The following is a 25136-nucleotide window of genomic DNA, read 5'->3' on the forward strand; positions in this document are numbered from 1 at the left end:
TTTGGATATGGATGAACGAAGCAGTTCTTTCACGGATGAGCCGCTCTTAAACAATTGAGGCGCTGCACAAGCGCGAATCATACCACCCAAAAGTCAGTGAACTTTGGGATGGGGTGGATGCGCAAAATGCAGCGTCGTCAGATGCCGTTTATTTCCCCTCGCTTACTTTCCACCTGGCTGCTAACGCAGCCGGGCGGCGAGCGTGCGAGCGCGATACACGTCATTCGGGCCCGTTCGGATCACCGAAAGCTCGCGCCTGCCACCCCATCGCCAAAGACTCATTCACAGGAGGAGTTATGGCGATAATTCACTATGGCAAAAGCGTTTTTGTGGGCAACGCACGTACTCGTCGCCATCGGCGGCGCCAACCTCTCAGCAGCCTGACTCAGAGCATCGACCAGGCCCTGAACTTCCCAACTGAACCCCCCGTCCTGAGACGTGCAGAGCAAATCTGCCAGCGTCAGGTCGCCCCGCGCGTTGATCGCGCAATCACTGCACCCCGCGTCACCAGTCAGGAAACACCCAGTTTCGACAATTGCTGTCTTCCGCATGTTCACCTCTACGCCGTGAGCTGAAGCGCGAAGAAAGCGTGCATTTCCGTTCCGGCTAACTCTTCGTTATCTCCAGCTCTCACTGGACGCAATTTGCTGAATTACTGTTCAGTTTTGCTGCAGGGTCAGTCAGGCCTCTTGCCGCGCCTGAACGGGTAATGATCAGCAGGCGTTATGTATTTCTTTTCACAATGGTGAATTGCTTTAACCCGTCATTAAGGAGTCGTTATGAGCCAGATAATTGCAGTACTGAATTTTGAAGAGGGATATGTCGACACGCCTTACCTCGACACGCTGGGCTTTCCCACGGTCGCGGGCGGTATCCGCATCGGGCCTAAGGGGGCATCGCTGAGTAATTACACTTTCCGCGTGCCACGGCGCGTCGGGGATGTCTGGAAGCAGTGCATTCTTGAAAACAAAGTTCAGGAGATGCAGGGCAGGGATCTGCTGCGTAACGCGCTGGCGAAGTGCAATGACGCCCGCACGGATGTGTTGCTGAGCATGACCTATCAGCTGGGCGTCGAAGGCGTTATGCAGTTCAAAAACATGCTCACCGCCATCGCTGCTGAACAATTCAATGAGGCAGCTGACGCGATGATGAACAGCCTCTGGGCCCGCCAGACACCGGGCCGCGCCCGGCGTCATGCGGAGATGATGCGCAGCGGAACCTATGCGGTTTACAGGGGGCTGCTATGAGATGGCTCATGTTTCTCGTCGCCGTACTGACGGCGATCATCATCCTGCTGCTGTTGCAGCGCTTCACCACCCTGCAATTTGTCTCTCATGCCCGCCTGCTCTTCAAAACCTGGTCCGTCTGGCTCGCGTCGCTGGGATCCATGCTCAGCGCCTGGGCACAGTCATTCCCTTCTGCCGCCGTTGATGCCTGGAACGTGCTGCCGGAGGACGTGAAATCGATTCTGCCACACAACTACCTGGGGTTTGTGGGGGCGTTCATGGTGGCGATGGGCGTGATTGCACAATTTGTTCGTCAGAAAAATCTGCTTAACGCGAAAGAGCAAACGGAAGGAGCGAAACCATGACGCTGATTACCACTTTACTGGGCGGCAGCTGGCACTGGCTTGCTGCACTGGCCGGCATCATTGCGGCACTGGGCGCCAGTTATTTCGGCGGCAGGAAAATCGGCAAAGTGCAGCAAAAAGCGCGATCTGACGTCGCAAACGCGCAACAGGAGGCGTCCCGCGTCAGCGCAGTGGCGCAACAACAACAACATAACCGCGAGGAGGCTAACCGTGTGGCGACTGACAACCATAGCCTTGATGACGCTGCTGCTCGCGACAAGCTGCAGCAGTCGAAATACCACAAACCCTGAGCCGGTGGCGATCACCGACTCTGCCTGCGTACTTTTTTCCCCTCTTTATACCTACGGCGATGACGCGCAAAAAATGGACGTCAGGACAGTGCGCGCCATCAACACCCACAACGACATGTGGGACACCCTTTGCGGCCATCCGGCTGCGGCTAAGTAGTGCGCTGATGGTCAGCGCGATATCTCAATGATCCTGAGGAGGATTCTATGATCGAAGTTAACTCTTTTGCTGAACTGCGCACCACTGTTCCACCAAAATCAGGTGAAGTCGCGAGCCTGAAACGCTATTACGACAAAGACTCCAGCTTCCGTGGCGGCGCAGACTTTGTCGGTTTCCTCACCACCACGCCGCTGAAAGATGATGGCGGTACAGTGGCGGTGGGTAACGGTTTCTACTGGAAGCGCACCATCAACGATCCCGCCGAAGTGAATGTCCTGCACTTTGGCGCGAAAGGGGATGGCGTCACCGATGACACTGATGCCTTTAAGCGCATGCTGGCATGGACGCAGAGCTACAACACCTATGCGAAAGCGATTCCGGTACGTTTTCCGGGTGGTCGCTTCCTGATTTCACCTATCGATATCAGCGATACAGAGTTGCCGTTCTTTGGTCTGGCAGGTGACGATATCGAACTCGGCTCGTCACCGCGCACCACTATTATTTCTGACAAAAGTGCTACTCCGGTGTTTAAGGTTAATGCGCGTAAAATCGCCATCAAAGGCATCTGCTGGCACGGACAGGCTAATGCCGGGACTGTCGACACCACACTCAAAGTCACCGTCACGCCTGAACAGTGCAGCAACGTTCAGCCGTTCTTCGAAAACACGATTGTCGGCGGCCAGATCGTCAATATCTTCTGCTTCAAGGCGCAAAGTACCGGGGGAACCGTCTTTAAGCTGCAGGATACGCTCGACAGTAAGTTCGATCAGATCTACACCTCCACGACCTATTCACGCGTGTTTGATGTCGGCTGGTCAAACACACCGAAGGGGAACTGGGACCACTCAACCGCCATTGAGCTCTGTAATGCCAACTTCCAGTCGGGCTACGGCGACGCCACGCTCTACATGCCGCGCGTTACGCAGGGCGTCATGCGCAACGTCTGGATTGAGCACACGACTAACCCGGGGGATCTGTCGGACGGCGGCTGGAACATTGAGACGCTCAATATTGAAGATTGCGCCACGCCGCTCAATCTCAATAATGCCCGCGTGGTAATGCGCCATATTAACCTGCAGGCGGGGGCGAAAATCACTAATGATCTGGCCGGGAGTAAGTGGTTATCGACCTTTGAATATGGCTATCGTCGGGATGAGAACTACGGCACGTTCATGACCGGTTCGCTGCGTGCTGGCTATTACAGCGGCTATAAAGTGGTGAATAACACTGCGACCGACAACTGGTATCGGCTGGGGCAGCTCTATTTCCCGGCGCCTAACCAGCAATGGGTGATGGAACTGATCAGTAAAGCGGATGCCACCACGCCGTCCGGCACCGCCGGTTCACCGGTCAATATGCCTGCCACTGGTAAAACCCTGATCAACCTGCAGCGACTGGAGACGGTCTGGGCCGATGCTTACCACATGGGACAGCCTTCCGTGCTGGACATTCGTTATGGCCGGGTAGGGACCACCTATGCCGTCATCTGGGTCAAGCTGAAAGCCAACAGCGGCGAGACCATGTTCAACCTGAAGACCACCGGTCCGACCCGTTTCGACACCGGTTCCTGCTCGCTGTTCCAGTCGGATATGTCGGTGGTGACGGACATCACCAATATCAGCAACCTGAAACCTGCGGCACGCTTCGGCATGCACAATGGACTGGCAGGTATTGGTGCTAACGAGAAGGGCGTGGTGACGCTCGCGACCGCTGCGGGTACACCGACCAATAAAACCGCGCCAACCGGTTTTGTGCTGATCAATATCAACGGCGTTGACCGCAAGGTTCCTTACTACGATTGATGATCGGCATGTTTTGGGCGAGGCTCCGGCCTCGCCCTTTTTTAACCGGTAACAAAAGTCAGGTGAAAATATCATTGTCATATGGGTAAATATGAATGCTTTTCAAACAAGTGCACTTGACGTAATAACGGCTCTTTTTTACCGTAGCACCCGTACTTCTCATCCTTGCCGGTATAGCTCAGTTGGCAGAGCAGCGCATTCGTAATGCGAAGGTCGCAGGTTCGACTCCTGTTTCCGGCACCACTCCGCTCTTTTTCAGCCTCACGCCGGAATAAATTTCTGCAGGCCATTCTTAAGCCTTCATTCTGATTAAAGAACCCACACTGAGAATTTACTGTCGCCAGCCGCTATCTGCTGGCGCGGCAGGGTTTGTCTGCCATAAACAATGCGCGCTCTGGCCAGGTTGTCAGTCCGGAACGCTGAACCGTTCACTCATCGCCGCTAAGTTCAGGCCACGCTATTTGCGTTTAATTTGAATAACGGCTTGCGTCGCCTGGTGAAGTGTGGCCTAATGAATCGTCGGTTTGATTAACAGACACTATCAAAGTAAGTAACCAAAGCAGTTCTCATCTCTAAGTTTGTCGCGAGACATCCCTTCTTTTTGAGTCTTCTCTTACGTTCTGATTAAAATCTGTTCTCAGGCCATTATGCCGGAAGGCTCGATATATTAAGGATTTAAGCATGTCTAACAAAATTCGCGGTACCGTTAAATGGTTTAACGCAGAGAAAGGCTTCGGTTTCATCTCTCCTGCAGACGGCAGCAAAGATGTATTCGTACATTTCTCTGCAATCCAGGGCACCGATTTCCGTTCATTAGACGAAGGTCAGCAAGTTGAATTCACAGTAGAAAATGGCGCCAAAGGCCCAGCTGCTGCGAACGTTGTTGGTCTCTAAGGACTGAAAATTACTTTTAAATGTCCTCACTGTAATGGCTCACAGTTTCGTACATCACATTTTGATGTTACAAGAGCCAATCCGCATGGAGCGAAATGCATTTTCTGCAAATCTGTCGTTGTTCAGGTGAACGCGGCGAGGATTGCAATTCAGAGCCAGCTTCGCGCTCTCTGATAAAGGCTAGTGAGCTTTATAGCGTTGTTGCATTTACAGTAATAAAAGGCTGCCTCTGGCAGCCTTTTTTGTTTTCTGCTGTTCCCCTCCGCCATCCCTCATCCTTTCTTCTGTACCCGCCGGAATACCTTAGCTTACCTGCGTAATTCTTTGCTCAACCACCTGTAACCTGTTCGTTTACTGTCACCGATCTGAAACAGGCCCGCCGGAGCAGGCCATTAAAGGGAATCAGCGAAGAACGGGTTGCAGTGCGAGCTTGCCGGTATTAAACACGCTCATCGCCTGCGCCATACGCTCAGCCTGATCCTGCAGTGCCTGTGAAGCAGCTGATGCTTCCTGAACCAGCGCGGCGTTCTGCTGCGTTACCGCTTCCATCTGGGTAATCGCCTGATTGATCTCATTGATGCCGCTGCTCTGCTCGCTGCTGGCAATGGTGATTTCGCTCATGATGTTCGCCACGCTCTGCACGCTGTTTACCACCTCACCGATGGTCGAACCCGCATGAGTGACCAGTTTGCTGCCTTCATCGACTTTAGCGACCGAATCTTCAATCAGTACCTTAATCTCTTTAGCCGCGGAGGCTGAGCGCTGTGCCAGATTACGCACTTCACTTGCAACCACCGCAAAGCCGCGACCCTGTTCACCCGCCCGCGCCGCTTCAACGGCGGCGTTCAGAGACAGAATATTGGTCTGGAAGGCGATGGAGTCGATAACGCTGATGATATCGACAATTTTGCGTGAGGAGAGGGCGATCGCTTCCATCTTCTCGATCACTTTTTCCATGACCACGCCACCCTCACGCGCTACGCTGGAAGTCGTCGATACCAGGTGATTAGCTTCACGTGCGTTGTCGGCATTGTGTTTCACGGTCGACGTCATCTGCTCCATGGCAGAGGCGGTCTCTTCCAGCGAACTGGCCTGCTGTTCGGTGCGGGTCGAGAGGTCCAGGTTACCACTGGAGATTTGATTAGAGGCGACTGCGATAGTGTCGGAGCCGGTGCGTACTTCAGTCACAATCGACAGCAGGTTATCGTTCATTCGCTGCAGCGCCTGCATCAGGACGCCAGTTTCATCGCGCGAGGTGACCTGCATCTGGGTACTCAGATCGCCCGCGGCAACGCGTTCAGCAACGTCAACCGCAGCAACCAGCGGACGCACAATAGAGCGGGTCAGGAAGTAGCCCAGCATAATCGCGGCCAGAATCGCCAGCGCGGAGAAAATCAGCGTGATGGTGATGGCGGACTGACCATTTTCCACAATACCCTGACCTTCGCTGCGCAGCTGCGAGTCCTGAGAGTTGGCAAAATTTACCGCATCCTGCAGGAATTTATTCTGGGTGGCGGTCATCGATTTCAGGACATAGGCGCTGGCTGCATCAAAATTGCCCGCTTTGATCAGGCCGATCAATTCAGTTTTGACCTGCTCAAATGCGTGAGACGAGGCCAGCAGACCAGCGATCTTTTTCTTACCGACGGGTGTAACCTGGATGTCCTCAATCTTTTTCATCGCGATGTTAGTGCGTTGTGTGGCTTCATCCAGCTGCCCATAACGTTTCACATTCATTTCCGGACGGTTTGTGTCGATCACCATGCCGCGCAGGTATTTGATCTGATCGTTGACGCCATCGCGCACATCAAATGCCAGTCGTACTTTCACATAGCGATCGTCAACGATCGATGAGATCGCGGTATTAATACTGTTAATTCTGGTAATGGATGTTACGCCAATCACTATCAGTAACGTCACAATAATACCGAAGGCTGCTGCGAGCCGCATTCCCACCTTCATATTCTTGATACTGAACATGTTCTCTTCCCCGTTTTATTATTAATCAGTTTGTTAGCAACACTCAGGTTCTCTGCTGTTGTGCGCAGTGCCTTGCTGATGTCTGTGGTCACAGCCGCAGGCAAAAAGGTGATCTCGCGCATACAGTTATCGGAGCACAAACATGTACCTTTAATAATTTTTAAGTAATAACGGTGCGTGAATAAATAGTCACTGAAAAGCTTCAGAAAGGGTTAACAAATAAACAAAGGGAAAACTCAGGCAAAAAAAAGGGCCGTCAGCAGGAATGCTGACGGCCCGATCCAGACAAGCATGACCGGATTCAGAAAACTAAGAAGTAGAGGCCTACCCAGAATGCGACACTTAACGTGACGGCGGTAATCCAGGCCAGCTGGCGTAAACGGCCACGCAGCACTTTCTGAGGAGAAGGGGTAGCAGGTGCCGGTGTAACAGGTAAAGTTTCAATATGCATAGTCGGTTCCTGATCAGGCCAGTCATTCTGCTGGCTAAAAAGTAAAAACATACCGGGCATTCTTCGCGGCCCGGATTTGTTTAGCGTGCAGTGTCGAGAACGTTGAAAATCACGTCTGACAGCTCATTCAGTTCAAACTTCGCCACATAACCGTCGGCACCCACTTTGCGCACATGATCTTCGTTGGCGCTGCCAGAGAGTGAGGAGTGAATGACGACCGGCAGAACCTTGAGAATCGGGTCCCGCTTAATGTTGCGGGTCAGCGTAAAGCCATCCATCTCTGGCATCTCCAGATCGGTCAGGACCAGCGCAATTTTGTCGTGAATCGACTCGCCCGCAGCCTGTGCTTCCTGGCTCATCAGCTTAATTTTTTCCCAGGCTTCCAGACCGGTATTAAACATCAGCGCCGGAATGCCCATGCTCTTCAGACCCTGCTCCAGCAGCTGACGCGCCACTTTAGAATCTTCTGCCACAATGGCGACTGCACCAGGACGATAGTTGAACGCACGCGGTCTGGCCGCTTCCGGTTCAACGCCGCGCACTGAAGGAATGATGTCATACAGAATCTGCTCAACGTCCAGCACCATCGCCAGCTCGTTGCTCTGTTTGTCGCTGTCCAGGCAGGCGATGCTGGTAATATTGCGGCCGCTGATACCGGCTTCAGCGGTATGCACCTGGCTCCAGTCGAGACGCACGATGTTCTCAACTGACTCCACGGCAAACGCCTGGGTGTTACGGGCATACTCGGTCACCAGCAGCAGGTTAAGACCGGTTTCAGGCACACAGCCCGCTACTGCAGGCAGGTCGATCACCGGAATGAACTGACCACGAATACTCGCCATCCCCAGCAGCGGCGAACGCATGCCCGCGGCTTTAGTGATGGTCGGCATCGGTACAATTTCACGCAGCTTGAAGACGTTAATGCCAAACAGTTCAGACTTGCCTTTCAGCTGATCGGAACCTAAGCGAAACAGCAGCAGCTCAAACTTGTTCGATAACGCGAGGTTCGCTCTTTCATCGATCTCTTTTTGAAAATTATCCATGGTTGCCTCTGCATTAACGCAGCTGGTGAAATAGGGTGTGAACAGGTTATCGGCAGCAAAAGGAAAAAGGTGAGAAGAGAAGGGTGAAATAAAACGGATGCCAATTATTGTGCCAGGCTTAACCCTGAAGGTTCAACATGGACACCTTTCCAATAAAGGAGTGTGAAATGAAAAAAGTGATTTTAGCGTCGTTGCTGGTGATGATGAGCACGGGCGTTTCAGCTGAAGAGGGCGGATACAAATCAGGCGATACGCCGCCGCCGCAACACAAGCAGGATGCCGGCTATAAAGGGTCAGAAGATACCGGCCAGACCCACATCGATCAGATCCGCGATTTCCGTCAGGGCGGATATGTGACGCTGGAAGGCTACATCGTGAAGAAAGAGCAAGGCGAGCGGTATCAGTTCCGCGACAACACCGGGACCTTACCGATTATTGCCCCGAAGAAGACCTTTGATGGTAAAACCTACACCGCTGAGGACAAAGTACGCGTCAGTGGCAAGGTACAGGGTAAAGGCGATAAAACCACGCTGCACGTGTCACGCATCGAAGAGCCATAACAGACCGGGCGAGGTCATGACCTCGCCCTTTTTTATTTAGTCTTTCAGCAGAATCGCCCGGCAGGTTTTGCCTTTGATTTTGCCCTGCTTAAGTTTCACCAGCGCCGCTTTGGCCTGATTTGCCTCAATCGCTACGTAGGCATGGGTCGGGGTCAGGACAATTTTCCCAATCTGCTCAGCGCGATAACCCGCTTCACCCGTCAGCGCACCCAGAATATCTCCCGGACGTATCTTGGCTTTACGGCCACCATCAATGCACAACGTCATCATGGCGGCAGGCAGTGGCTTACTGCTGCCCTTTTTCAGCGTGCTGGCCGAGACCCACGGCAGTTTCTGCTGCAGGAAATCTTCCAGCGCATGCGCACGCGCCATCTCATCGGCCGCGACCAGGCTGACGGCAACACCATGCTCGCCTGCACGCGCCGTACGACCAATGCGGTGCAGGTGAACTTCAGGGTCCCAGGCGAGCTGATAGTTGACCACCATCGCCAGCGATTTGATGTCGAGTCCGCGCGCGGCGACATCGGTGGCGACCAGCACACGACCGCTGCCGTTCGCGAAGCGAATCAGCACGCGTTCACGATCGCGCTGCTCCAGGTCGCCATGCAGTGGCAGGGCGCTGATATCACGCGCGTTAAGTGCTGCAGCAACATCATCACACTCACGTTTAGTGTTGCAGAAGACCACGCAGGATGAAGGCTGACGATCGCTGAGCAGGGCTATCAGCAGGCCCAGTTTTTCATTGTGGCTGGCTTCAAAGAACTGCTGGTCGATTGAGGGCAGTTCGCTGACATCTTCAGTGACAACGCTCAGTGCATCACGCTGAAAGCGGGTGCTGATAGCGGTGATGCCGTCGGGCCAGGTAGCGGAAAAGAGCAGCGTCTGACGCGAGGCGGGCGTCGCTTCAATGATCGTTTCCATATCATTGAGAAAGCCCATCTCCAGCATCCGATCCGCCTCATCCAGCACCAGCGTGCTGAGCTGGTCCAGCTTGAGGTTTTCGCGGTTGATGTGGTCGAGGATACGACCCGGCGTGCCGACCACAATATGCGGTGGATGCACCAGCGAATCACGCTGCGCGCTCATTGGCTGTCCGCCACACAGGGTCAGGACTTTGATGTTGCGGGTGAAGCGTGCCAGCTGGCGCAGCACGTTACCCACCTGATCCGCCAGTTCACGGGTCGGACAGAGGATCAGTGCCTGCGTCTGAAAGCGGGTGCTGTCGATATGGTGCAGTAAACCAATACCAAAGGCAGCCGTTTTACCGCTGCCGGTTTTCGCCTGCGCACGCACGTCGCGTCCCTGCAGAATGGCGGGCAGCGTAGCGGCCTGCACGGGCGTCATGCTGGTGTAGCCCATCTCGCGCAGGTTATCGAGCTGGCTGTCGGGAAGCGAATTGAGGGTAGAAAAAGCGGTCACGGGCGCGGCCTCTGAGGCTGAAAGTGTCGGGCATTATTGCGGGGCAAGTCTGGCAGAAAGCACGCCTGACAGCAACGGGAACCTCGATGGTTAGCGGTATGAAACTAAATCTGCCGGTGCGCTTAGGAATAAGCTGAAGTTTACTGAAAAAAGGTGGTTTATTTTTATAGATTAACGCCGGCTTAACGTGGTTGTACCAGAGTGACGATCGGTTAATACCAGTAATTATTTTATAAGTAACCGTTTTTAAAAAAATATTTCATTGTTAATCAGATAAATCCTCAACTAAGACTCCAGTAATAGAATTAATCATTAAAAAATATCACCACTGGTGCCGATAAAAATCCTGATCTAATTGCTTTATATTTATCGCGCCATATTCCTGGTACAACGACCGGTAGAGGGTATTTGCATTGAGTAATAGCATCCAGGGACCACATGAAAATGTGCTTAAAATAGTAGGCCGCGCCGTACTGACACTGCATGTTCATGGCGAGAGTTTATCTGCGGATAAAATCGCATCCATGATCGGCTGTTATGCGGAAGATGAGCCCTGTGATCAGGAAGATCGTCGCTTATACGCGCTGGCAATGGAATTAATGTCGAATGATCAATGGGCCAAAAGCGCGTAACCCGCACTCCGCTCAGGTAAATGCAGAGCCTCCCGTGTGGAGGCTCTGTTGTTTTTAGGGGGCGTATGAGGGGGACATGTTCAGGCAGTAAGGTCGCTGCTGGCAAATCCTGAGCAGGTATGTGTTAGCCGCAGAGCAGGCTTCAGGGAGTATATGCCCTCGACAAAGACGCAAAACTGCTATCTGTGGCCCGCTATGCTTTGCTACAGGCATAGGCTCCCTTCGCTTCACGTCCGGCAGACGCTTCCCGTTCAGGACCGTCGCTGCTGGTAAATCACGGGCACTGAGAATCTATCAGCAATAAACAAGCTTAAAGCGCAGGGAAGCCGGTCAGGAGAGGAAAGCGTCCCGACGCCTGGATAAAAACGGCGGGAGCGTTTTTGAACAACGCAGAGCGTTGGCCCGACTACGGGCGCACCTCAGGGATGAGGTGCGTAATCGTGCGGGCAGAGCGGCCATGGATGGCTTAAGCGCCTTTTCGATCTGACCGGTTTCCCTGAGCAGGCTCGATCTCACCGCTAGCTGAGAAGGCTCAGGCCGAGGCCAGCGCAAAGACCGGCTTACCGCGTGAGAAGGTCGCCACTACCGGTGAAATGCGCGCCACGGCTTCAGCGGAACAGCTCGCTGCTACCAGCATCATGCTCGCATCATCGCCCGGCGCAGGCCACTGACGATCGCCCTGAGCAGAGAGCGGCAGCCGATCGTCTGTGGCGATGGCCAGCGCTCGCGACAGCGAGAACTCGTCCGAACCACGATAGAGCTGTGCATAGAGATTCGCTTTTTCCAGCATGCTGCCGGTGCCAAACGGGGACCAGTGATCGATCACGCTGTCGGTGCCGGTCATCACCTTTATGCCCGCCGCCTGCAATTGAGGAATCGGCATAGTGAGCCTGCCAATCGGCAACGTGGAAGCGACGCTGAACTGCTGCTCCGCCAGCCCTTCGATCATGTTATCCAGCGCACTGCCGGTGAGCGTCGCCAGCGCAAAACCGTGGCTCAGCGTCACTTTACCTTTCAGCACCGGATTCTGCGCCACGGTGTCAATCATGTACTGAATCGCCGTCACGCCAGCCGGTGAGGTTTCATGCAGATGAATATCCACACCGCGCTGATAGTCGAGCGCAATCTGAAACATGGCATCCAGCGACTTCTCCATCGCACCATCCACGTTGGTGGGATCCAGCCCGCCGACATATTCAACGCCGTTCTGCATCGCCTCACGCATCAGGCCATCAACCTGCGAATGCAGCAGGCCGTGCTGCGGGAAGGCAACAATTTCACAGGAAAAAGCAGGATGACGGGCTAATGCCGCCTGCAGATGTTCCAGACTTTTCAGGCCGCTGACCGGATCGATATTGCAATGGCTGCGGGCGCGGGTAGTACCTTTGGCGTGCAGCAGGGCGATCAATCCTTCGGCACGGGCCTGGGAGTGCGGCAGCAGCTGCGGAATCAGCACCTGCTCGCGCGCAATCATATCCATGATGGTTTTGCCCTGACGTGGACGTGGAGCCTGCCACGGACCACCGTAGAAGGTTTTATCAAGATGGATATGCATATCCTGCGTCGCGGGCAGCAGCAGCGCCTCCTGCGCATCCCACGACGATAGCGTGCTGTCACCCTGGCCCGCCGAGGTCAGTTGGTCAATTTTGCCGTCGCGCACGCTGATGTCGTAAAGACCGGTCCGGGTCGCGACGACGTCGTCACCCTCGCGGATAAAACTCTCTTCCAGTCGCACATTGCGCAGCAGATAGTGGTCCTGTCGGGGCAGGGCGGCGGGCTGGTCGGGATTGATGGCGGACAACGATGAGCGGGTGGCGGCACTGGCCTGACCGAGACCGGCGGCCAGCAAGCCGCCTGCGGCGGTCCAGCGAACGCTTTGCCCCAGGAAATCACGGCGGCTCGGCGAAGAGGAAATAGGCATCAGAGGCTCCTGCAAAGTGAACAAGGTCTTAATCTGACAAACGACGCGTCACCCTGCTGCGTTATTTTCCACTGACGGCTATTCGATATTTCACTGCCAGCGCAGCTTGCCGAATGCCGCCAGTGACGCCGCCAGTTCGCGCTGCAGCGGATCCTGAGGATGACGGCAGAACAGCGCCAGTTCAAAGGTATTAATCACCGGCAGACCCTGTTCAGGACCCAGAACCCGGTGCTCCGGCAAACGGCAGCTGGCAGGCAGTAACGTCAGCCCCAGCCCCTGTGCACTGGCGGCGGCCAGCGCGACCAGGCTGGCGCTGCTGTAGCTGATGCGCCAGCTTCGGCTCAGCGCATCAAGCGTCTGACAGACCTCATCGCGATAGAGCCCCTGCTGGGGAAACAGCACCAGCGGCACCGGCGTCTGCTCAAAGCAGGGCCACTCTGCGCTGTCGAGCCACAGCAGCGGTTCAGGACGCGACGCCAGCGGACGGTCGCCAGCGGGCTGTTTAATCAGCATGATGTCCAGCTCTTCACGCTGCCAGGCACGACGAAGCTCCACCTGCATACCGCTCATCACATCCAGCCGCAGCTGCGGATGATCACGACTGAAGTGCGCCAGCAGACCGGCCGTGGGGGCGGCAAAATCTTCCGGCACGCCAAGGCGCAGCACGCCATCGCGCCACTGGTTACTCAGTACATCGTGCGCTTCCCCGTTCAGGGCAATAATCCGCCGGGCGTAACCTAAAAGTTTATCGCCTTCTTCGGTGATCTTTACCTGATGCGAGGAGCGGACCAACAGTTCTTTACCGACCATCTCCTCCAGCCGCCGCACCTGCTGGCTGACCGTAGACTGCGACAGGTGCACTCTGTCGGCGGCGCGGGTAAAGCTGGCGGTTTCGCACACCGCCACAAAGCTGAGCAGCTGTTGCGGAGTGAACATCGGCTGACGATTCATTTTTCCACTACCTGGCAGAGTAATATTTCATTTCCAGATAGTAGCGACTGCTGTCAGGCTGGCAACTTTTAATGGCGTAGATTTCATATGAAGAGAGAGAACAACCTGCTGCTGGCGGCGCTGGTGCTGGCCGGACTGAATATGCGGCCACTGATGACCTCTGTCAGTCCGTTACTCGGTGAGCTGCGGCAGAGCATCGGTCTGTCACCGCTGGCGGCCTCGCTGCTGCCTGCGGTGCCGATGATGATGATGGGTGCCATTGCCCTGGTCAGTGCGCCGCTGATGCAGCGCTTTGCGGTACGTAAATTACTGCTGGGCGGGCTGTTGCTGCTGTTGCTGGCGCTGGTGAGTCGATGGTTTGTGACTGACGGACGCGGGCTGGTGCTGACTGCCGTGCCGGGTGGGGCGGGCATTGGTATCGTCCAGATGGCGATGCCGGGATTGATTCGTCAGCGCTTTGGCAGCCGCAGTGCGGGCGTGACCGGACTATGGGCAGCGGCGCTGATGGGCGGCGGCGGGATTGGCGCGGCGATCTCGCCGTGGCTGAGTGCACATGCTGGCTGGCAGGGGACACTGAGCAGCTGGGCGCTGCCGGTGGTGCTGGCTATCCTGCTCTGGCTGTTGATCACCACCACGCCACCCGCAGCCCGCACGCAGGCTGACGCAGTGCCTTCGCTGTGGCGAAAAACCCGCGCCTGGACGCTGGCGCTGAGCTTCGGGCTGGTGAACGGTGGTTACGCCATTTGTGTTGCCTGGCTGCCCGATTTTTACCATCAGCGTGGCTGGAGTGCGCAGGCGGGCGGTTCACTGCTCGGTATGATGATCGGCTGTCAGGTTACCGGTGCGCTGCTGCTGCCGTTGCTGGCGCGGGGCCGCGATCGTCGTCCATTGCTGCTGCTCACCCTGGCTATACAGTTCTGCGGCATGCTCGGCTTCCTGTTTGCACCACAGCTGGCACCATGGTTCTGGGCGGGGATAGCGGGCTTCGGGCTGGGCGGGGCGTTTCCGCTGGCACTGGTGCTGGCGCTGGATCATCTGGAGCAGCCCCATGCTGGCGCGCGGCTGGTGGCCTTTATGCAGGGCGTCGGCTTTATTATTGCGGGCAGCATGCCGTTTATCGCCGGTCAGCTGCATGCGCTCACCGGAAATTTCACCAGCGTCTGGATTCTGCAGGCGACGGTCACGCTGCTGCTGATTGTGCTTAATCTGCGTTTTCATCCGCACAGCTATCAGCGCGCCTTCCCGGAGATAAATCGCTGATTTTGGTCCGACCAATTCCGGTAATATTTTTCTCTGGTTCACACTCCGGGAAAATTCGCCCAACTTCTGTTGCCATAGATTAACAATGCATTAACTATCTGTTGCCATAAGCCCCAATACAGCGGTTTGGTCTGACCAATCCGGGGGCAGATGGCATACAGTACTGCATCTGCATGCCACATCACCTTTTCCTCTGGAGATACTGGCATGCAGATCTGGCAACAAAACTACGATCCGCTGGGTAATATCTGGCTCTCAAGCCTGGTCGCGCTGATCCCGATTCTGTTTTTCTTCTTTGCACTGATTAAGCTGAAGATGAAAGGCTATCTGGCCGCCACCACCACCGTGGTGCTGGCGCTGCTGGTGGCGCTGTTTCTCTATCAGATGCCCGTTGCCCAGGCGCTGGCCGCCGTGGTGTACGGTTTTCTCTATGGGCTGTGGCCGATTGCCTGGATTATTGTCGCCGCCGTGTTCGTCTACAAAATCTCGGTCAAAACCGGTCAGTTCGATATTATCCGTGCATCTATCCTCTCCATTACCCCCGATCAGCGTCTGCAGATGCTGATTGTCGGCTTCTCGTTCGGGGCGTTTCTGGAAGGCGCGGCAGGCTTTGGAGCGCCGGTGGCGATTACCGCGGCGCTGCTGGTGGGGCTGGGATTTAATCCGCTCTACGCTGCCGGGCTCTGCCTGATTGTGAATACCGCGCCGGTCGCTTTTGGCGCAATGGGCATTCCGATTATCGTGGCGGGTCAGGTCACCGGACTGGATAGCTTCGCCATCGGCCAGATGGCCGGACGCCAGTTGCCGCTGCTGACGCTGATTGTGCTGTTCTGGATTATGGCGATTATGGATGGCTGGCGCGGCGTGAAAGAGACCTGGCCAGCGGTCGTTGTGGCGGGTGGATCCTTTGCCCTTGCCCAGTTCCTCAGCTCCAACTTCCTGGGGCCGGAGCTGCCCGATATTATCTCGTCGCTCGCCTCGCTGATTTCGCTAACGCTGTTCCTGCGGGTCTGGAAACCGGTACGCATCTTTCGTTTTGCCGATGCAGAGGCGAAGCACGGCGATGTGCTGCAACCGCCACAGAAGTATCGGCTGGGGCAGGTGATCCGGGCGTGGATGCCGTTCCTGTTTCTCACCGCCACCGTCACGCTCTGGAGCATCCCGCCTTTTAAAGCGCTGTTCGCCAAAGGTGGTGCACTCTATGAGTGGGTGCTGGCGGTGCCGGTGCCGATGCTGAATGAGCTGGTGGCGCGGATGCCGCCCGTGGTCGGCAGCGCCACGCCTTACCCGGCGATCTTTAAGCTGGATCTGATTTCCGCCACCGGCACCGCCATTTTAATTGCGGCGATTATGGCGATGCTGTTCCTGCGCATGAAGCCAAAGGCAGCGCTGCAGACCTTTGGTGAAACGCTGAGAGAGCTGGCACTGCCGATCTACTCCATCGGGATGGTGCTGGCCTTTGCGTTTATCTCCAACTATTCCGGTCTCTCTGCCACGCTTGCTCTGGCACTGGCGCACACCGGCCATGCATTTACTTTCTTCTCGCCGTTCCTGGGCTGGCTGGGCGTCTTCCTGACCGGATCCGATACCTCATCGAATGCGCTGTTTGCCGCGTTACAGGCGACTACCGCCCAGCAGATCGGCGTTTCCGATGTTCTGCTGGTAGCGGCTCATACTACCGGCGGTGTGACGGGTAAGATGATCTCGCCGCAGTCGATCGCCATCGCCTGTGCGGCGGTCGGGCTGGTGGGAAAAGAGTCCGACCTGTTCCGGTTTACGGTTAAACACAGCCTGATTTTCACCTGTATGGTGGGGGTGATTACCACACTTCAGGCCTACGTCTTCCCCTGGATGATCCCATGAGCAACACTGCCGATCCGCTGGTGACACGCCTGCGGGCCTATATCACCGAACATCAGCTCGAGCCGGGCATGCGCCTGCCCGCCGAGCGCCAGCTCTCTGCTGAACTCGGCGTCTCACGTTCCTCGCTGCGTGAAGCGATACAGCAGCTGATCAGCAGCGGCATACTCATCAGCCGGCGCGGCGGCGGCACCTGGATTCGTCAGCAGCTGGCACCCTGGTCGGAACAGCGCATCGTCGAACCGATTCGCCAGCTGCTGCGCGACGATCCCGACTACCGCTACGACATTCTGGAAGCGCGCCATGCCATCGAGGCCAGTACTGCCTGGCATGCGGCACTGCGCGCCACCGATGCCGACAAAGAGAAGCTGCAGTACGCCTTTGACGCCACCCTGAAGCTGAAAGAGAGTGACGATCCCGACCTCGCTGCCCAGGCGGATGTGCGCTTCCATCTGGCGATTGCCGAGGCGTCACACAATGTGGTGCTGCTGCAGACCATGCGCGGCTTTTTCGAGCTGCTGCAGTCGTCGGTGATGCAGAGCCGTCAGCGCATGTACACCCAGCCAGCCATTTTTGCCCGCCTGACGGAACAGCATCGGGGGCTGCTGGATGCGATCCTCGCGGGCGACGCCGACGCGGCCCGTCAGGCGGCGATGCAGCATCTGGGCTTTGTCCATACCACGCTGAAAAGTCTCCATGAAGATGAAGCGCGCCAGGCGCGCATCACACGCTTACCGGATAACGACACACGCAACCCAAAGGAATCTGACTGATGATTATCTCAGCTGCCAGTGACTATCGCGCCGCCGCGCAACGTATCCTGCCGCCGTTCCTGTTTCACTATCTTGATGGCGGGGCTTACGCCGAGCACACCCTGCGACGTAACGTGGAGGACCTTTCTGACGTGGCGCTGCGCCAGCGCATTCTGAAGAACATGTCGGAACTTAGCCTCGAAACGAAATTATTTAATGAAACCCTGTCGATGCCGGTTGCGCTGGCACCGGTCGGCCTGTGCGGCATGTATGCCCGTCGCGGCGAAGTGCAGGCGGCGCGTGCGGCAGCCCTGAAAGGCATTCCGTTTACCCTGTCGACAGTCTCGGTCTGCCCGATTGAAGAGGTGGCCCCGCAGATCAATCGTCCGATGTGGTTCCAGCTTTACGTGCTGCGTGACCGCGGCTTTATGCGCAATGCGCTGGAGCGTGCAAAAGCCGCTGGTTGTTCAACGCTGGTGTTTACCGTGGATATGCCGACGCCGGGCGCGCGCTATCGCGATGCGCACTCCGGGATGAGCGGTAATCACGCGGCGCTGCGTCGTTACTGGCAGGCGGTCACCCATCCACAGTGGGCGCTGGATGTGGGACTACAGGGCCGTCCGCACGATCTGGGGAACATCTCCGCCTATCTCGGCAAGCCGACCGGGCTGGAAGATTATATTGGCTGGCTGGCGAACAACTTTGATCCCTCGATCTCGTGGCGCGATCTTGAGTGGATCCGCGAGTTCTGGGACGGGCCGATGGTGATCAAGGGCATTCTCGATCCGGAAGATGCACGCGACGCGGTACGTTTTGGCGCGGATGGCATCGTGGTCTCTAATCACGGCGGACGCCAGCTGGATGGCGTGCTCTCCTCAGCCCGTGCGCTGCCAGCGATTGCCGATGCGGTCAAAGGTGACATTACTATTCTGGCAGACAGCGGTATTCGCAACGGGCTGGATGTGGTGCGGATGATTGCGCTGGGGGCAGATAGCGTGCTGCTGGGACGTGCATTTATCTATGCGCTGGCGACCCATGGACAGCGCGGCGTGGAAAACCTGCTGAACCTGATTGAGAAAGAGATGCGCGTGGCCATGACGCTGACCGGCGCAAAATCGATAAGTGAAATTACCCGCGATTCGCTGGTGCAGGCGGAGGCGCTGCTGACACCAACAGGCACGGTATCACGTCCCCGCGCGGTGAGTTAGCCTGCGAAAATGAATGTATTGTCTATACTTAGCTTCTTTACCAACAGGAGGAATGACATGACCATTCATAAGAAAGGTTCGGCGCACTGGGAAGGCGATATTAAAGGCAAAGGCACCGTCAGCACCGAAAGCGGCGTGCTGAGCCAGCAGCCTTATGGCTTTAATACCCGTTTCGAAGGCGTCAAAGGCACCAACCCGGAAGAACTGATTGGTGCAGCGCATGCGGCCTGTTTCTCCATGGCACTGTCGCTGATGCTGGGCAATGCGGGCCATAAACCGGAAAGCATTGATACCACGGCTGATGTGTCACTGGATAAAAAAGGCGAGGGCTTTGCCATCACCAAAGTGGCGCTGACCAGCACCATCTCCCTGCCAGGCATTGATGAGTCGACCTTCGACGAAATCATTAACAAAGCCAAAGCGGGCTGCCCGGTTTCTCAGGTACTGAACGCGGAAATTACGCTGGATTACACCCTGAACAACTGATGCCGGCAACGGGTCGCCTTTTGGTGGCCCGGACGTTATGCTATGCCTCCCGGTCCTGTTGCTGACCGGAACAGATGCGCCTTCTGGCGCATCTTCGCTTTCTGATTAGGGGAGACCGAGGTGACAAGATACCGGGCGGCCAAAAAGTACTGGAAGATGGTGCTGGTTCTGTTGTGCATTTGCGGCGCGCTGCTGCTGATACGCTGGGCTGCCATGATCTGGGCCTGAGCAGATGAAGTGGATTAGTCGCCACTCGCTGGGCATATTAGTGATGGTAATTATCGTACTGGAAGTGGTTTATTTTCTGCTCACCGCCTCGTGGCTGCCGTGGCGATAAACGCATTCAGACAAAGGCATCCTCGCGCCGTTTAGTCCGCACATCGCTGCGCGCAATGCGATAAGCCTTACGCGGATCGCCCACCACAAACTCAAACGTTGGCGTGTAATAAAATGGCAACCAGCCGCCATAGCTGCTCTCCCACTCCCATCGGACGGGGCAGGGCCACAGAATGCCATCATACAAAAGATAGTAAACCCAGCGTCCACCAGGACGACGGGGGCGTGATGTTTTCATGGGATTCACAACGGTAATGGGTAACAACAGCTTATATTTTGTACGCTAAAGCGCCAGCTTGCAATGTTGCAGCCCTGCTTTATTGAATCTGGTCCTGAATCAGCGATGGACCTCACCACAAAGCAGGACCACATTCGGTCTGACTTTATGAATACGGTTTGCCATCGTTTCACAGTCCACCTTCGTCGGATAAATGCGCTCCGAGACCGGCAGCGCTTCGCAGGCGTCGTAGCCACACGCGCTCACTAACAACACAAATCCTATCAACATAGATCCTCTCCTTTACACGGTCTGGTGGTCCGGACTGTGGTGCTTTTTATCCCTTTTTAACATCCAGTATAGACAAACGTGACGGGGCGGCATTGTCAGTGTGAGCTATGACCTGCCAGGAAGCGGTCTGCGGCAGGATGAGGGCTGTGTAAGACAAGGACGCAGGCGGGGAGTCAGCCAGCGAAATACCAGGCGGGCAGCAGCGCAATCAGGTTATTCAGGGTGTGCAGGAAAATGGGCAGCGCCAGACTGTTACTCCGCAGCCGCGCATAGCAGAGCAGCAGTGAAAACAGCGTCAGAGCGATAAGGGTCTGCCAGTGCACATACTGTGTATGCATCACCGCAAACAGCAGTGAGGTCAGCAGCATGCAGGCGAAACGGCTGCGCGGCGCCCACAGCAGAAAACCCTGTAACAGGAAACCGCGGAACATCACCTCTTCAAACACCGGCGCCAGCAGTACGGCGGTCAGCAGCAGGATCAACAGCGAATTGCGTCCCTGCTGGGCCTGCATCACCAGCCAGCCTTCCGGCTGCATGAACTGCATCTGTGCCGCCATCAGCACAAACAGCGCGCCGGTAAACAGCAGGGTTTGCAGCGTATAAAGTTCACCCAGCGGCAAATCGGTGCGGCGCTGGCAGTAGAAGCGATAAAGCGGATAGATAACAGCAAATTCAAACAGGCAGAGTACGGGCACCAGCAGGCCGTCATTACGCAGCACGCTGTAATTAGGGAACAGCGTGATCAGCATGGTAACCAGGTAATAGACCACAAAGCTGCCGACGTAGAACAGCGTCAGGGTCACTCTGTCGGAATTGGTGTTCATAGGCGACTCAGCCAGCGAAGGTAAGCGCATAGTAGCAATGCACCCGATCGCTGTCGAGTGAGCCTGTTACACATTATTTAAGCGCAAAATGTTAGCCGCAGACTAAACACCAGAGCACCCAGGCCGATAACTGATGAAACTAATCTGGCCAGCAACGCATGTTGTATTGCAGGTCTGTGATCTCAACCCCTGGCTGTGTAGTGAGCACTCTTAATGACTTTTAACCCTCCGGCGCCGCCGTCGCCGCCATTCAGACATGCCGCTGAAGATCGCACTGTCCGCTTTACGCGGCGCAGCCTGCGTACGCTTTCGCTGCTGCTGTCTGGTGTGCTGGTGCTCTCGATGCTGATGGTGCTGACGATTGCGCAGCGTCAGAACAGCGCATCGGTTGAGCATGACCGCATGCTGATGCAGCAGACGTGGCAAAATCGTCAGGAGGCGATGGTCACCGATATCCGGGATTATGCCTTCTGGGGAGAAGCCTGGCGCAATCTCCATGTCAGGGTGAACAAGGTCTGGGCGTTTGACGAAGAGAACTTCGGACCGGGTCTTTACGAAGAGTATCACTATGAAGGCGTGTTCGTGGTTGACGGCAAAGGCCGCACTACCTACAGCGTGATTAATGGGCAACTGGCGGATACGTCGCTGGAAGCCTGGCTGGGTAATGAAACACCGTTGCTTATTGCGGCAGCGCGTCAGCTCAATAATAAAGCGATGACCCGCAATGCGCTGATCAATCATCTGCCCGCGATTGTGGTGGCTGCACCTATCAGCAGCGGTAAACTGCCGAACGTGCCGCCTATGGCCGGACCTGCGTCTATCATGGTGTTCGTGAATCTGTTCACACCCGCCAAATTACAGGCACTCGGCGCGACGCTGGATGTGCGCGAACTGCGTCTGCCCGCCAGTGAAGAGGATGCCCTGCGTGAACCGCGAATGGTACTCCCGTTGCCAGGCAGCGAGCCCATTGTGCTGCGCTGGACGTCAAAAATGCCGGGCATGGGCCTGATCGGGTTGCTGTTGCCACTGCTGCTGCTGACGGCGATCATCATCGGCATCATCACCCATCGCGTCAGCCGCCATGCGCTCTCTAATGCGATTCTCTCTGACCGCCGCTTTGCCATGCTGGCAATCAGTCAGCAGGAGCTTGCCAACAGTGAAGCGCGGTTTCGCGATCTCGCTGAGGCGGCGTCAGACTGGATCTGGGAAACGGATGAAGAGGGCCGTCTGGTCTATCTGTCAGCGCGTTTTCATACCCTTACCGGCCATGACATCACACACTGGCTGGGACGTCACATCGATCACCTGCTGACTCATCCCAGCCATTCGCTGGTCGCCTGGCTGCTGCGGCAGGAGGCGGAAGAGCAACAGATGCCGCTGCGCTGTCAGTTTATGTCGGCTCAGGGTCACCGCCGCATCGGTCAGCTGGTAGCGAAAACCATCTGGCATGATGCGCGACGTATCGGGTTTCGCGGCACGGTATCGGACATTACCCAGGGCATGGAAGCGGAGGCTCGCATTCAGTTTCTGTCGCGTCACGACGTTTTAACCGGTCTCTCGAACCGCGTGCAGCTGCTGGAGTTTCTGACGCTGCACCTTGCGCTGCCTGATGGCGCTGCGCCGCTGACGCTGATTACTCTCGATCTCGATCAGTTCCGGCCAATCAATGAAACCTGGGGCCATGCGGCGGGCGATGAGGTACTGAGCCAGATAGCGCAGCGTCTGAAGCACTGTATCGGCCCGCAGGAGCTGGTGGCGCGGCTGAGCGGAGATGAATTTGTCCTGGTGTTGCGGGAAACGAACCGTGAGCGGATCGATCAGCGTTGTGCTCAGCTGGTGCACGAGGTTCAGCAGCCAGTCAGCACCGGCCAGCATGTCCACTATCTCACCATCAGCATGGGCATTGCCTGTGCGCCGCAGGATGCCAGCCATCCGGAAGCGCTGCTGCAGATGGCGGATATCGCACTGAATGAAGCACGCGATGCGGGACGTAATCAGTGGGTCTGGTACGCCAATGAAATGGCGAGCCAGCGCGAAGATAAGCGTGAAATGGCGCGGCGCATTGAGAAAGCGCTGACTAACAACGAATTTCGTCTGCACTATCAGCCCCGTTATCAGCTGCTGACCGGTCAGCTGGCCGGCGCTGAAGCACTGATTCGCTGGCAGATTGCCCCGGATCAGTGGATTACGCCTGACCACTTTATTCCGCTGGCGGAAGAGAGCGGTCTGATCGCCACTATCAGCGACTGGGTTCTGATGCGCGCCTGCCAGGATGCGCTGGGCTGGGGCGGCGATCGCTATGTGTCAGTCAATATTTCGCCGATGGAGTTTCGCACCAGCGATCTGGTGCAACGGGTGGCAGATGCGCTGGCGAAAAGTGGTCTGCCAGCGACAAGGCTGGAGCTGGAGATCACGGAGAATGTCACCTTTGAACATCCACAGCATGCGCTTGAGGTGATGCAGGGCTTACGGTCGCTGGGCGTGAGATTAACCGTTGACGATTTCGGCACCGGCTATGCCGCGCTGGGCTACCTGAAGACCTTCCCGTTTAACGGTCTGAAAATTGATCGCTCCTGGATGAAAGATTTCCCGGAGTCGCAGCAGGCGCAATCGGTCGTGGCGGGCATTATTGCGCTGGCACGTGCCTTTGCCCTGACGATTACGGCGGAGGGAATTGAGACAGAAGCGCAGCTGAACCAGCTAAAACAGCTCTCGTGCGAAGAGGGGCAAGGCTACTTCCTCGGTCGGCCGATGCCGTTGGCTGCATTCAGTACGCTTCTGGAAAGAACAACGCAGAATCAGGCTGAGCCGGTCTAACGGACTTTGACCGCCACGGCGGTCATCAGTATTGCGCAGACAACAAAAATAATCAGTTCCATCATGACCTCCACAGGGCTAAGAATAGTCTTAAGATAGTGTAGCGGCTCACTGTGCTTTTTTTAGGTAGTGAGTGCGATTAATCTTAAAAAACGACCCTGTGAGACACCCGGATAAGCGCTCACTGTAACAACTTTACCTTTTCCGGCTTCTGGTCAGCAGGCACGCTTTGCTACTCTTGGGGCAGGTTTTACACGTCCAACAGGAGAACAAACGTGAAATTTTATGGAAAAGGGCTGCTGGTAGTGGGTCTGTTTGCATTAACCGCCTGTCAGTCTGCCAGTAAACCTGACACCGCCAGTGTGCCGCAGGATCCTGAAGCCGACCGCTGCGGTGCCTCTCAGTTTCAGAACTATGTCGGCAAATCGTTAACCGTGCTTCAGGGTCAACACTTTGAACAGCAGGTGCGTCCAATCCCCTACAATTCTGCGGTCACCATGGACTTCAACCTCAACCGGCTTAACTTCCTGGCCGACAAAAATGGCAATATCAGCTCAGTTTATTGTGGCTGACGGCCGGTCTGTCATAGGCTTGTCATAACGGCAGGCGAGGATAGCAGCGCGTTTAAGAAACTTCCTCGTCACACAATAAATAGTGCTCGTCTTGTTTATTCCCGCCCCGGCGGGAATTTTTTTAGCGCCTTCGGGCCGGAACAGGAGCGGAGAAGATGAAACGCATCATCGTGGCACTGCTGCCCACGTTGTTACTCAGCAGCACGCTGGCACAGGCATCCAGTGAAGCAGCCTGGCAGAAGAGCCGTCAGATCATGACACAGGCGTGTATTAACGCCAGCCACCTGAGCAAAGTAAAGGTGCTGGGCGAGCCGATTGAGTATGACGACAACACAGGTTACAGCGCACTGTTGCTGGAGGGGCGCTATCCCCAGCAGCATATGAAAAACAGGCGTGGACGGGAGCTCTGCCTGTTTCAGCGCAGCAGCGGACGGGCCAGCGTCAGCGAAGCGGATAAACTGCGCTGGGTGAAGTAAACCGCCGTTTTATACCGACGGCTGCGTGTCGATGAGCTGTGCCAGCAGGGTGCGATACCGCTGTAACTGCGCTTCATCGCCTTCCACTTCCAGTTTGTCGATCACCCGCGCAATCAGTGCCTTACTGGTTGCGGGTTCTCCCGCCTCCATAATTTCACGCAGAATAACCGCCAGCAGATCGGACTCTGGCGGTGTTCGCCAGTTCGGGCTGTTGAAATAGTCACTGATAGCGCGGCTGGCACTGTTCGTTTGCACTCTCATTTCCCTACCTCCGCTGAAACACTACCCCGACCCTTACACAGGTGTAAGGGCATCTATGCATGTCATAAGCTGAACTGCCTCGCGT

28 protein-coding genes and 1 tRNA gene are annotated in these 25136 nt (G+C 56.1%); 19 read left to right on the top strand and 10 right to left on the bottom strand.

What is annotated here, in order from left to right:
* The first annotated feature begins 296 nt into the window (after positions 1 to 296).
* From BY447_RS23505 to BY447_RS23510, 8 genes are all read left to right on the top strand, one after another.
* Positions 297 to 575, top strand: coding sequence for a hypothetical protein (locus tag BY447_RS23505; RefSeq protein WP_033731690.1), 279 nt, complete (start codon positions 297 to 299; stop codon positions 573 to 575).
* Positions 576 to 779: 204 nt separating this feature from the next.
* Positions 780 to 1247, top strand: coding sequence for a glycoside hydrolase family protein (locus BY447_RS14760; protein WP_013356911.1), 468 nt, complete (start codon positions 780 to 782; stop codon positions 1245 to 1247).
* On the top strand, positions 1244 to 1591 hold the full coding sequence (locus BY447_RS14765) for a hypothetical protein (protein WP_013356912.1): 348 nt from the start codon (positions 1244 to 1246) through the stop codon (positions 1589 to 1591). The genes BY447_RS14760 and BY447_RS14765 overlap by 4 nt, the downstream gene beginning before the upstream one ends.
* Entirely contained in the window at positions 1588 to 1881 is a 294-nt protein-coding gene (locus BY447_RS14770) for a hypothetical protein (protein ID WP_013356913.1), read from the top strand. Before BY447_RS14765 ends, BY447_RS14770 begins: the two co-directional genes overlap by 4 nt.
* Positions 1882 to 2085: 204 nt before the next feature.
* Positions 2086 to 3840 (top strand): glycosyl hydrolase family 28-related protein, encoded by a 1755-nt coding sequence (locus tag BY447_RS14775; RefSeq protein ID WP_110331420.1) that lies wholly within the window; start codon positions 2086 to 2088, stop codon positions 3838 to 3840.
* 167 nt (positions 3841 to 4007) lie between these two features.
* A tRNA-Thr gene (locus BY447_RS14780) sits at positions 4008 to 4083 on the top strand.
* A gap of 438 nt (positions 4084 to 4521) precedes the next feature.
* Complete coding sequence (gene cspA, locus BY447_RS14785; protein ID WP_003854408.1) at positions 4522 to 4734, top strand: RNA chaperone/antiterminator CspA; 213 nt, start codon at positions 4522 to 4524, stop codon at positions 4732 to 4734.
* 3 nt (positions 4735 to 4737) lie between these two features.
* Positions 4738 to 4908 (top strand): cold-shock protein, encoded by a 171-nt coding sequence (locus BY447_RS23510; RefSeq protein WP_098053076.1) that lies wholly within the window; start codon positions 4738 to 4740, stop codon positions 4906 to 4908.
* A 228-nt stretch (positions 4909 to 5136) separates the two neighbouring features.
* On the opposite strand, the gene BY447_RS14795 is transcribed toward BY447_RS23510, so the two are convergent.
* The 3 genes from BY447_RS14795 to BY447_RS14805 all read right to left on the bottom strand — a co-directional run bounded on the left by BY447_RS14795 (position 5137) and on the right by BY447_RS14805 (position 8208).
* On the bottom strand, positions 5137 to 6714 hold the full coding sequence (locus tag BY447_RS14795; RefSeq protein WP_110331421.1) for a methyl-accepting chemotaxis protein: 1578 nt from the start codon (positions 6712 to 6714) through the stop codon (positions 5137 to 5139).
* Positions 6715 to 7015: 301 nt separating this feature from the next.
* Complete coding sequence (locus BY447_RS23380) at positions 7016 to 7165, bottom strand: hypothetical protein (protein ID WP_167493438.1); 150 nt, start codon at positions 7163 to 7165, stop codon at positions 7016 to 7018.
* A gap of 80 nt (positions 7166 to 7245) precedes the next feature.
* On the bottom strand, positions 7246 to 8208 hold the full coding sequence (locus BY447_RS14805) for a chemotaxis protein (RefSeq protein WP_110331423.1): 963 nt from the start codon (positions 8206 to 8208) through the stop codon (positions 7246 to 7248).
* Positions 8209 to 8375: 167 nt separating this feature from the next.
* Here BY447_RS14805 and BY447_RS14810 point away from each other — a divergent pair, with 167 nt between their 5' ends.
* Complete coding sequence (locus BY447_RS14810; RefSeq protein WP_110331424.1) at positions 8376 to 8768, top strand: YgiW/YdeI family stress tolerance OB fold protein; 393 nt, start codon at positions 8376 to 8378, stop codon at positions 8766 to 8768.
* A gap of 36 nt (positions 8769 to 8804) precedes the next feature.
* Here the strand turns inward: BY447_RS14810 and dbpA are convergent, their stop codons facing one another.
* Complete coding sequence (gene dbpA / locus BY447_RS14815; protein WP_013356918.1) at positions 8805 to 10187, bottom strand: ATP-dependent RNA helicase DbpA; 1383 nt, start codon at positions 10185 to 10187, stop codon at positions 8805 to 8807.
* Positions 10188 to 10600: 413 nt separating this feature from the next.
* On the opposite strand from dbpA, the gene BY447_RS14820 reads away from it, so the two are divergent.
* Positions 10601 to 10819, top strand: a complete 219-nt coding sequence (locus BY447_RS14820) for a hypothetical protein (protein ID WP_013356919.1) — start codon at positions 10601 to 10603, stop codon at positions 10817 to 10819.
* Between the two features lie 532 nt (positions 10820 to 11351).
* Here the strand turns inward: BY447_RS14820 and BY447_RS14825 are convergent.
* Together BY447_RS14825 and BY447_RS14830 are read right to left on the bottom strand one after the other, a co-directional pair.
* Complete coding sequence (locus tag BY447_RS14825; protein WP_110331425.1) at positions 11352 to 12740, bottom strand: amidohydrolase; 1389 nt, start codon at positions 12738 to 12740, stop codon at positions 11352 to 11354.
* 90 nt (positions 12741 to 12830) lie between these two features.
* Complete coding sequence (locus BY447_RS14830) at positions 12831 to 13691, bottom strand: LysR family transcriptional regulator (RefSeq protein ID WP_110331426.1); 861 nt, start codon at positions 13689 to 13691, stop codon at positions 12831 to 12833.
* Positions 13692 to 13778: 87 nt separating this feature from the next.
* On the opposite strand from BY447_RS14830, the gene BY447_RS14835 reads away from it, so the two are divergent.
* The 6 genes from BY447_RS14835 to yniD all read left to right on the top strand — a co-directional run bounded on the left by BY447_RS14835 (position 13779) and on the right by yniD (position 19485).
* Positions 13779 to 14951: a cyanate transporter gene (locus tag BY447_RS14835; RefSeq protein WP_110331427.1), complete on the top strand. Its 1173-nt coding sequence runs from the start codon at positions 13779 to 13781 to the stop codon at positions 14949 to 14951.
* Positions 14952 to 15158: 207 nt separating this feature from the next.
* On the top strand, positions 15159 to 16814 hold the full coding sequence (gene lldP, locus BY447_RS14840) for an L-lactate permease (RefSeq protein ID WP_110331428.1): 1656 nt from the start codon (positions 15159 to 15161) through the stop codon (positions 16812 to 16814).
* The gene (lldR, locus tag BY447_RS14845; protein WP_110331429.1) at positions 16811 to 17584 is read left to right on the top strand and encodes a transcriptional regulator LldR; all 774 of its coding nucleotides are present in this window, start codon (positions 16811 to 16813) and stop codon (positions 17582 to 17584) included. Before lldP ends, lldR begins: the two co-directional genes overlap by 4 nt.
* On the top strand, positions 17584 to 18771 hold the full coding sequence (lldD, locus tag BY447_RS14850; RefSeq protein ID WP_110331430.1) for an FMN-dependent L-lactate dehydrogenase LldD: 1188 nt from the start codon (positions 17584 to 17586) through the stop codon (positions 18769 to 18771). The genes lldR and lldD overlap by 1 nt, the downstream gene beginning before the upstream one ends.
* Positions 18772 to 18828: 57 nt before the next feature.
* Positions 18829 to 19257, top strand: a complete 429-nt coding sequence (locus BY447_RS14855; RefSeq protein ID WP_013356926.1) for an OsmC family protein — start codon at positions 18829 to 18831, stop codon at positions 19255 to 19257.
* Between the two features lie 120 nt (positions 19258 to 19377).
* A complete protein-coding gene (gene yniD, locus BY447_RS23515; RefSeq protein ID WP_022625163.1) occupies positions 19378 to 19485 on the top strand; it encodes a small membrane protein YniD in 108 nt (35 codons plus the stop codon).
* 115 nt (positions 19486 to 19600) lie between these two features.
* Here the strand turns inward: yniD and BY447_RS14860 are convergent, their stop codons facing one another.
* The 3 genes from BY447_RS14860 to BY447_RS14865 form a co-directional block, all read right to left on the bottom strand.
* Positions 19601 to 19831, bottom strand: a complete 231-nt coding sequence (locus tag BY447_RS14860; RefSeq protein ID WP_033731707.1) for a hypothetical protein — start codon at positions 19829 to 19831, stop codon at positions 19601 to 19603.
* Between the two features lie 99 nt (positions 19832 to 19930).
* Positions 19931 to 20101, bottom strand: coding sequence for a hypothetical protein (locus BY447_RS23385; protein ID WP_003850083.1), 171 nt, complete (start codon positions 20099 to 20101; stop codon positions 19931 to 19933).
* A gap of 173 nt (positions 20102 to 20274) precedes the next feature.
* Positions 20275 to 20925, bottom strand: coding sequence for a CPBP family intramembrane glutamic endopeptidase (locus BY447_RS14865; protein WP_110331950.1), 651 nt, complete (start codon positions 20923 to 20925; stop codon positions 20275 to 20277).
* 213 nt (positions 20926 to 21138) lie between these two features.
* Between BY447_RS14865 and BY447_RS14870 the strand changes: the two genes are divergently transcribed.
* The 3 genes from BY447_RS14870 to BY447_RS14880 all read left to right on the top strand — a co-directional run bounded on the left by BY447_RS14870 (position 21139) and on the right by BY447_RS14880 (position 24790).
* Complete coding sequence (locus BY447_RS14870) at positions 21139 to 23742, top strand: EAL domain-containing protein (protein WP_110331431.1); 2604 nt, start codon at positions 21139 to 21141, stop codon at positions 23740 to 23742.
* Between the two features lie 275 nt (positions 23743 to 24017).
* Positions 24018 to 24314 carry an I78 family peptidase inhibitor gene (locus BY447_RS14875; RefSeq protein ID WP_110331432.1) on the top strand — a complete coding sequence of 99 codons (297 nt, stop codon included), beginning with the start codon at positions 24018 to 24020 and terminating at the stop codon, positions 24312 to 24314.
* A 155-nt stretch (positions 24315 to 24469) separates the two neighbouring features.
* On the top strand, positions 24470 to 24790 hold the full coding sequence (locus BY447_RS14880) for a hypothetical protein (RefSeq protein ID WP_110331433.1): 321 nt from the start codon (positions 24470 to 24472) through the stop codon (positions 24788 to 24790).
* 9 nt (positions 24791 to 24799) lie between these two features.
* Here the strand turns inward: BY447_RS14880 and BY447_RS14885 are convergent, their stop codons facing one another.
* Positions 24800 to 25051, bottom strand: a complete 252-nt coding sequence (locus BY447_RS14885) for a biofilm development regulator YmgB/AriR family protein (protein WP_110331434.1) — start codon at positions 25049 to 25051, stop codon at positions 24800 to 24802.
* Positions 25052 to 25136: the final 85 nt, after the last annotated feature.

The sequence above is a fragment of the Pantoea sp. JKS000250 genome (genome assembly GCF_003201065.1).
GTDB lineage: Bacteria > Pseudomonadota > Gammaproteobacteria > Enterobacterales > Enterobacteriaceae > Pantoea > Pantoea vagans.

What these genes read in the sequence shown, in the direction of transcription:
- BY447_RS23505 (WP_033731690.1), top strand. Translation starts at nt 297, where the DNA reads ATGGCGATAATTCACTATGGCAAAAGCGTTTTTGTGGGCAACGCACGT.
- BY447_RS14805 (WP_110331423.1), bottom strand. Translation starts at nt 8,208, where the DNA reads ATGGATAATTTTCAAAAAGAGATCGATGAAAGAGCGAACCTCGCGTTA.
- BY447_RS14825 (WP_110331425.1), bottom strand. Translation starts at nt 12,740, where the DNA reads ATGCCTATTTCCTCTTCGCCGAGCCGCCGTGATTTCCTGGGGCAAAGC.
- lldP (WP_110331428.1), top strand. Translation starts at nt 15,159, where the DNA reads ATGCAGATCTGGCAACAAAACTACGATCCGCTGGGTAATATCTGGCTC.
- cspA (WP_003854408.1), top strand. Translation starts at nt 4,522, where the DNA reads ATGTCTAACAAAATTCGCGGTACCGTTAAATGGTTTAACGCAGAGAAA.
- BY447_RS14795 (WP_110331421.1), bottom strand. Translation starts at nt 6,714, where the DNA reads ATGTTCAGTATCAAGAATATGAAGGTGGGAATGCGGCTCGCAGCAGCC.
- BY447_RS23385 (WP_003850083.1), bottom strand. Translation starts at nt 20,101, where the DNA reads ATGTTGATAGGATTTGTGTTGTTAGTGAGCGCGTGTGGCTACGACGCC.
- lldR (WP_110331429.1), top strand. Translation starts at nt 16,811, where the DNA reads ATGAGCAACACTGCCGATCCGCTGGTGACACGCCTGCGGGCCTATATC.
- BY447_RS14880 (WP_110331433.1), top strand. Translation starts at nt 24,470, where the DNA reads ATGAAACGCATCATCGTGGCACTGCTGCCCACGTTGTTACTCAGCAGC.
- BY447_RS23380 (WP_167493438.1), bottom strand. Translation starts at nt 7,165, where the DNA reads ATGCATATTGAAACTTTACCTGTTACACCGGCACCTGCTACCCCTTCT.
- BY447_RS14810 (WP_110331424.1), top strand. Translation starts at nt 8,376, where the DNA reads ATGAAAAAAGTGATTTTAGCGTCGTTGCTGGTGATGATGAGCACGGGC.
- BY447_RS14775 (WP_110331420.1), top strand. Translation starts at nt 2,086, where the DNA reads ATGATCGAAGTTAACTCTTTTGCTGAACTGCGCACCACTGTTCCACCA.
- BY447_RS14835 (WP_110331427.1), top strand. Translation starts at nt 13,779, where the DNA reads ATGAAGAGAGAGAACAACCTGCTGCTGGCGGCGCTGGTGCTGGCCGGA.
- BY447_RS14830 (WP_110331426.1), bottom strand. Translation starts at nt 13,691, where the DNA reads ATGAATCGTCAGCCGATGTTCACTCCGCAACAGCTGCTCAGCTTTGTG.
- BY447_RS14760 (WP_013356911.1), top strand. Translation starts at nt 780, where the DNA reads ATGAGCCAGATAATTGCAGTACTGAATTTTGAAGAGGGATATGTCGAC.
- BY447_RS14865 (WP_110331950.1), bottom strand. Translation starts at nt 20,925, where the DNA reads ATGAACACCAATTCCGACAGAGTGACCCTGACGCTGTTCTACGTCGGC.
- BY447_RS14885 (WP_110331434.1), bottom strand. Translation starts at nt 25,051, where the DNA reads ATGAGAGTGCAAACGAACAGTGCCAGCCGCGCTATCAGTGACTATTTC.
- BY447_RS14770 (WP_013356913.1), top strand. Translation starts at nt 1,588, where the DNA reads ATGACGCTGATTACCACTTTACTGGGCGGCAGCTGGCACTGGCTTGCT.
- BY447_RS14870 (WP_110331431.1), top strand. Translation starts at nt 21,139, where the DNA reads ATGACTTTTAACCCTCCGGCGCCGCCGTCGCCGCCATTCAGACATGCC.
- BY447_RS14765 (WP_013356912.1), top strand. Translation starts at nt 1,244, where the DNA reads ATGAGATGGCTCATGTTTCTCGTCGCCGTACTGACGGCGATCATCATC.
- lldD (WP_110331430.1), top strand. Translation starts at nt 17,584, where the DNA reads ATGATTATCTCAGCTGCCAGTGACTATCGCGCCGCCGCGCAACGTATC.
- BY447_RS14860 (WP_033731707.1), bottom strand. Translation starts at nt 19,831, where the DNA reads ATGAAAACATCACGCCCCCGTCGTCCTGGTGGACGCTGGGTTTACTAT.
- BY447_RS14855 (WP_013356926.1), top strand. Translation starts at nt 18,829, where the DNA reads ATGACCATTCATAAGAAAGGTTCGGCGCACTGGGAAGGCGATATTAAA.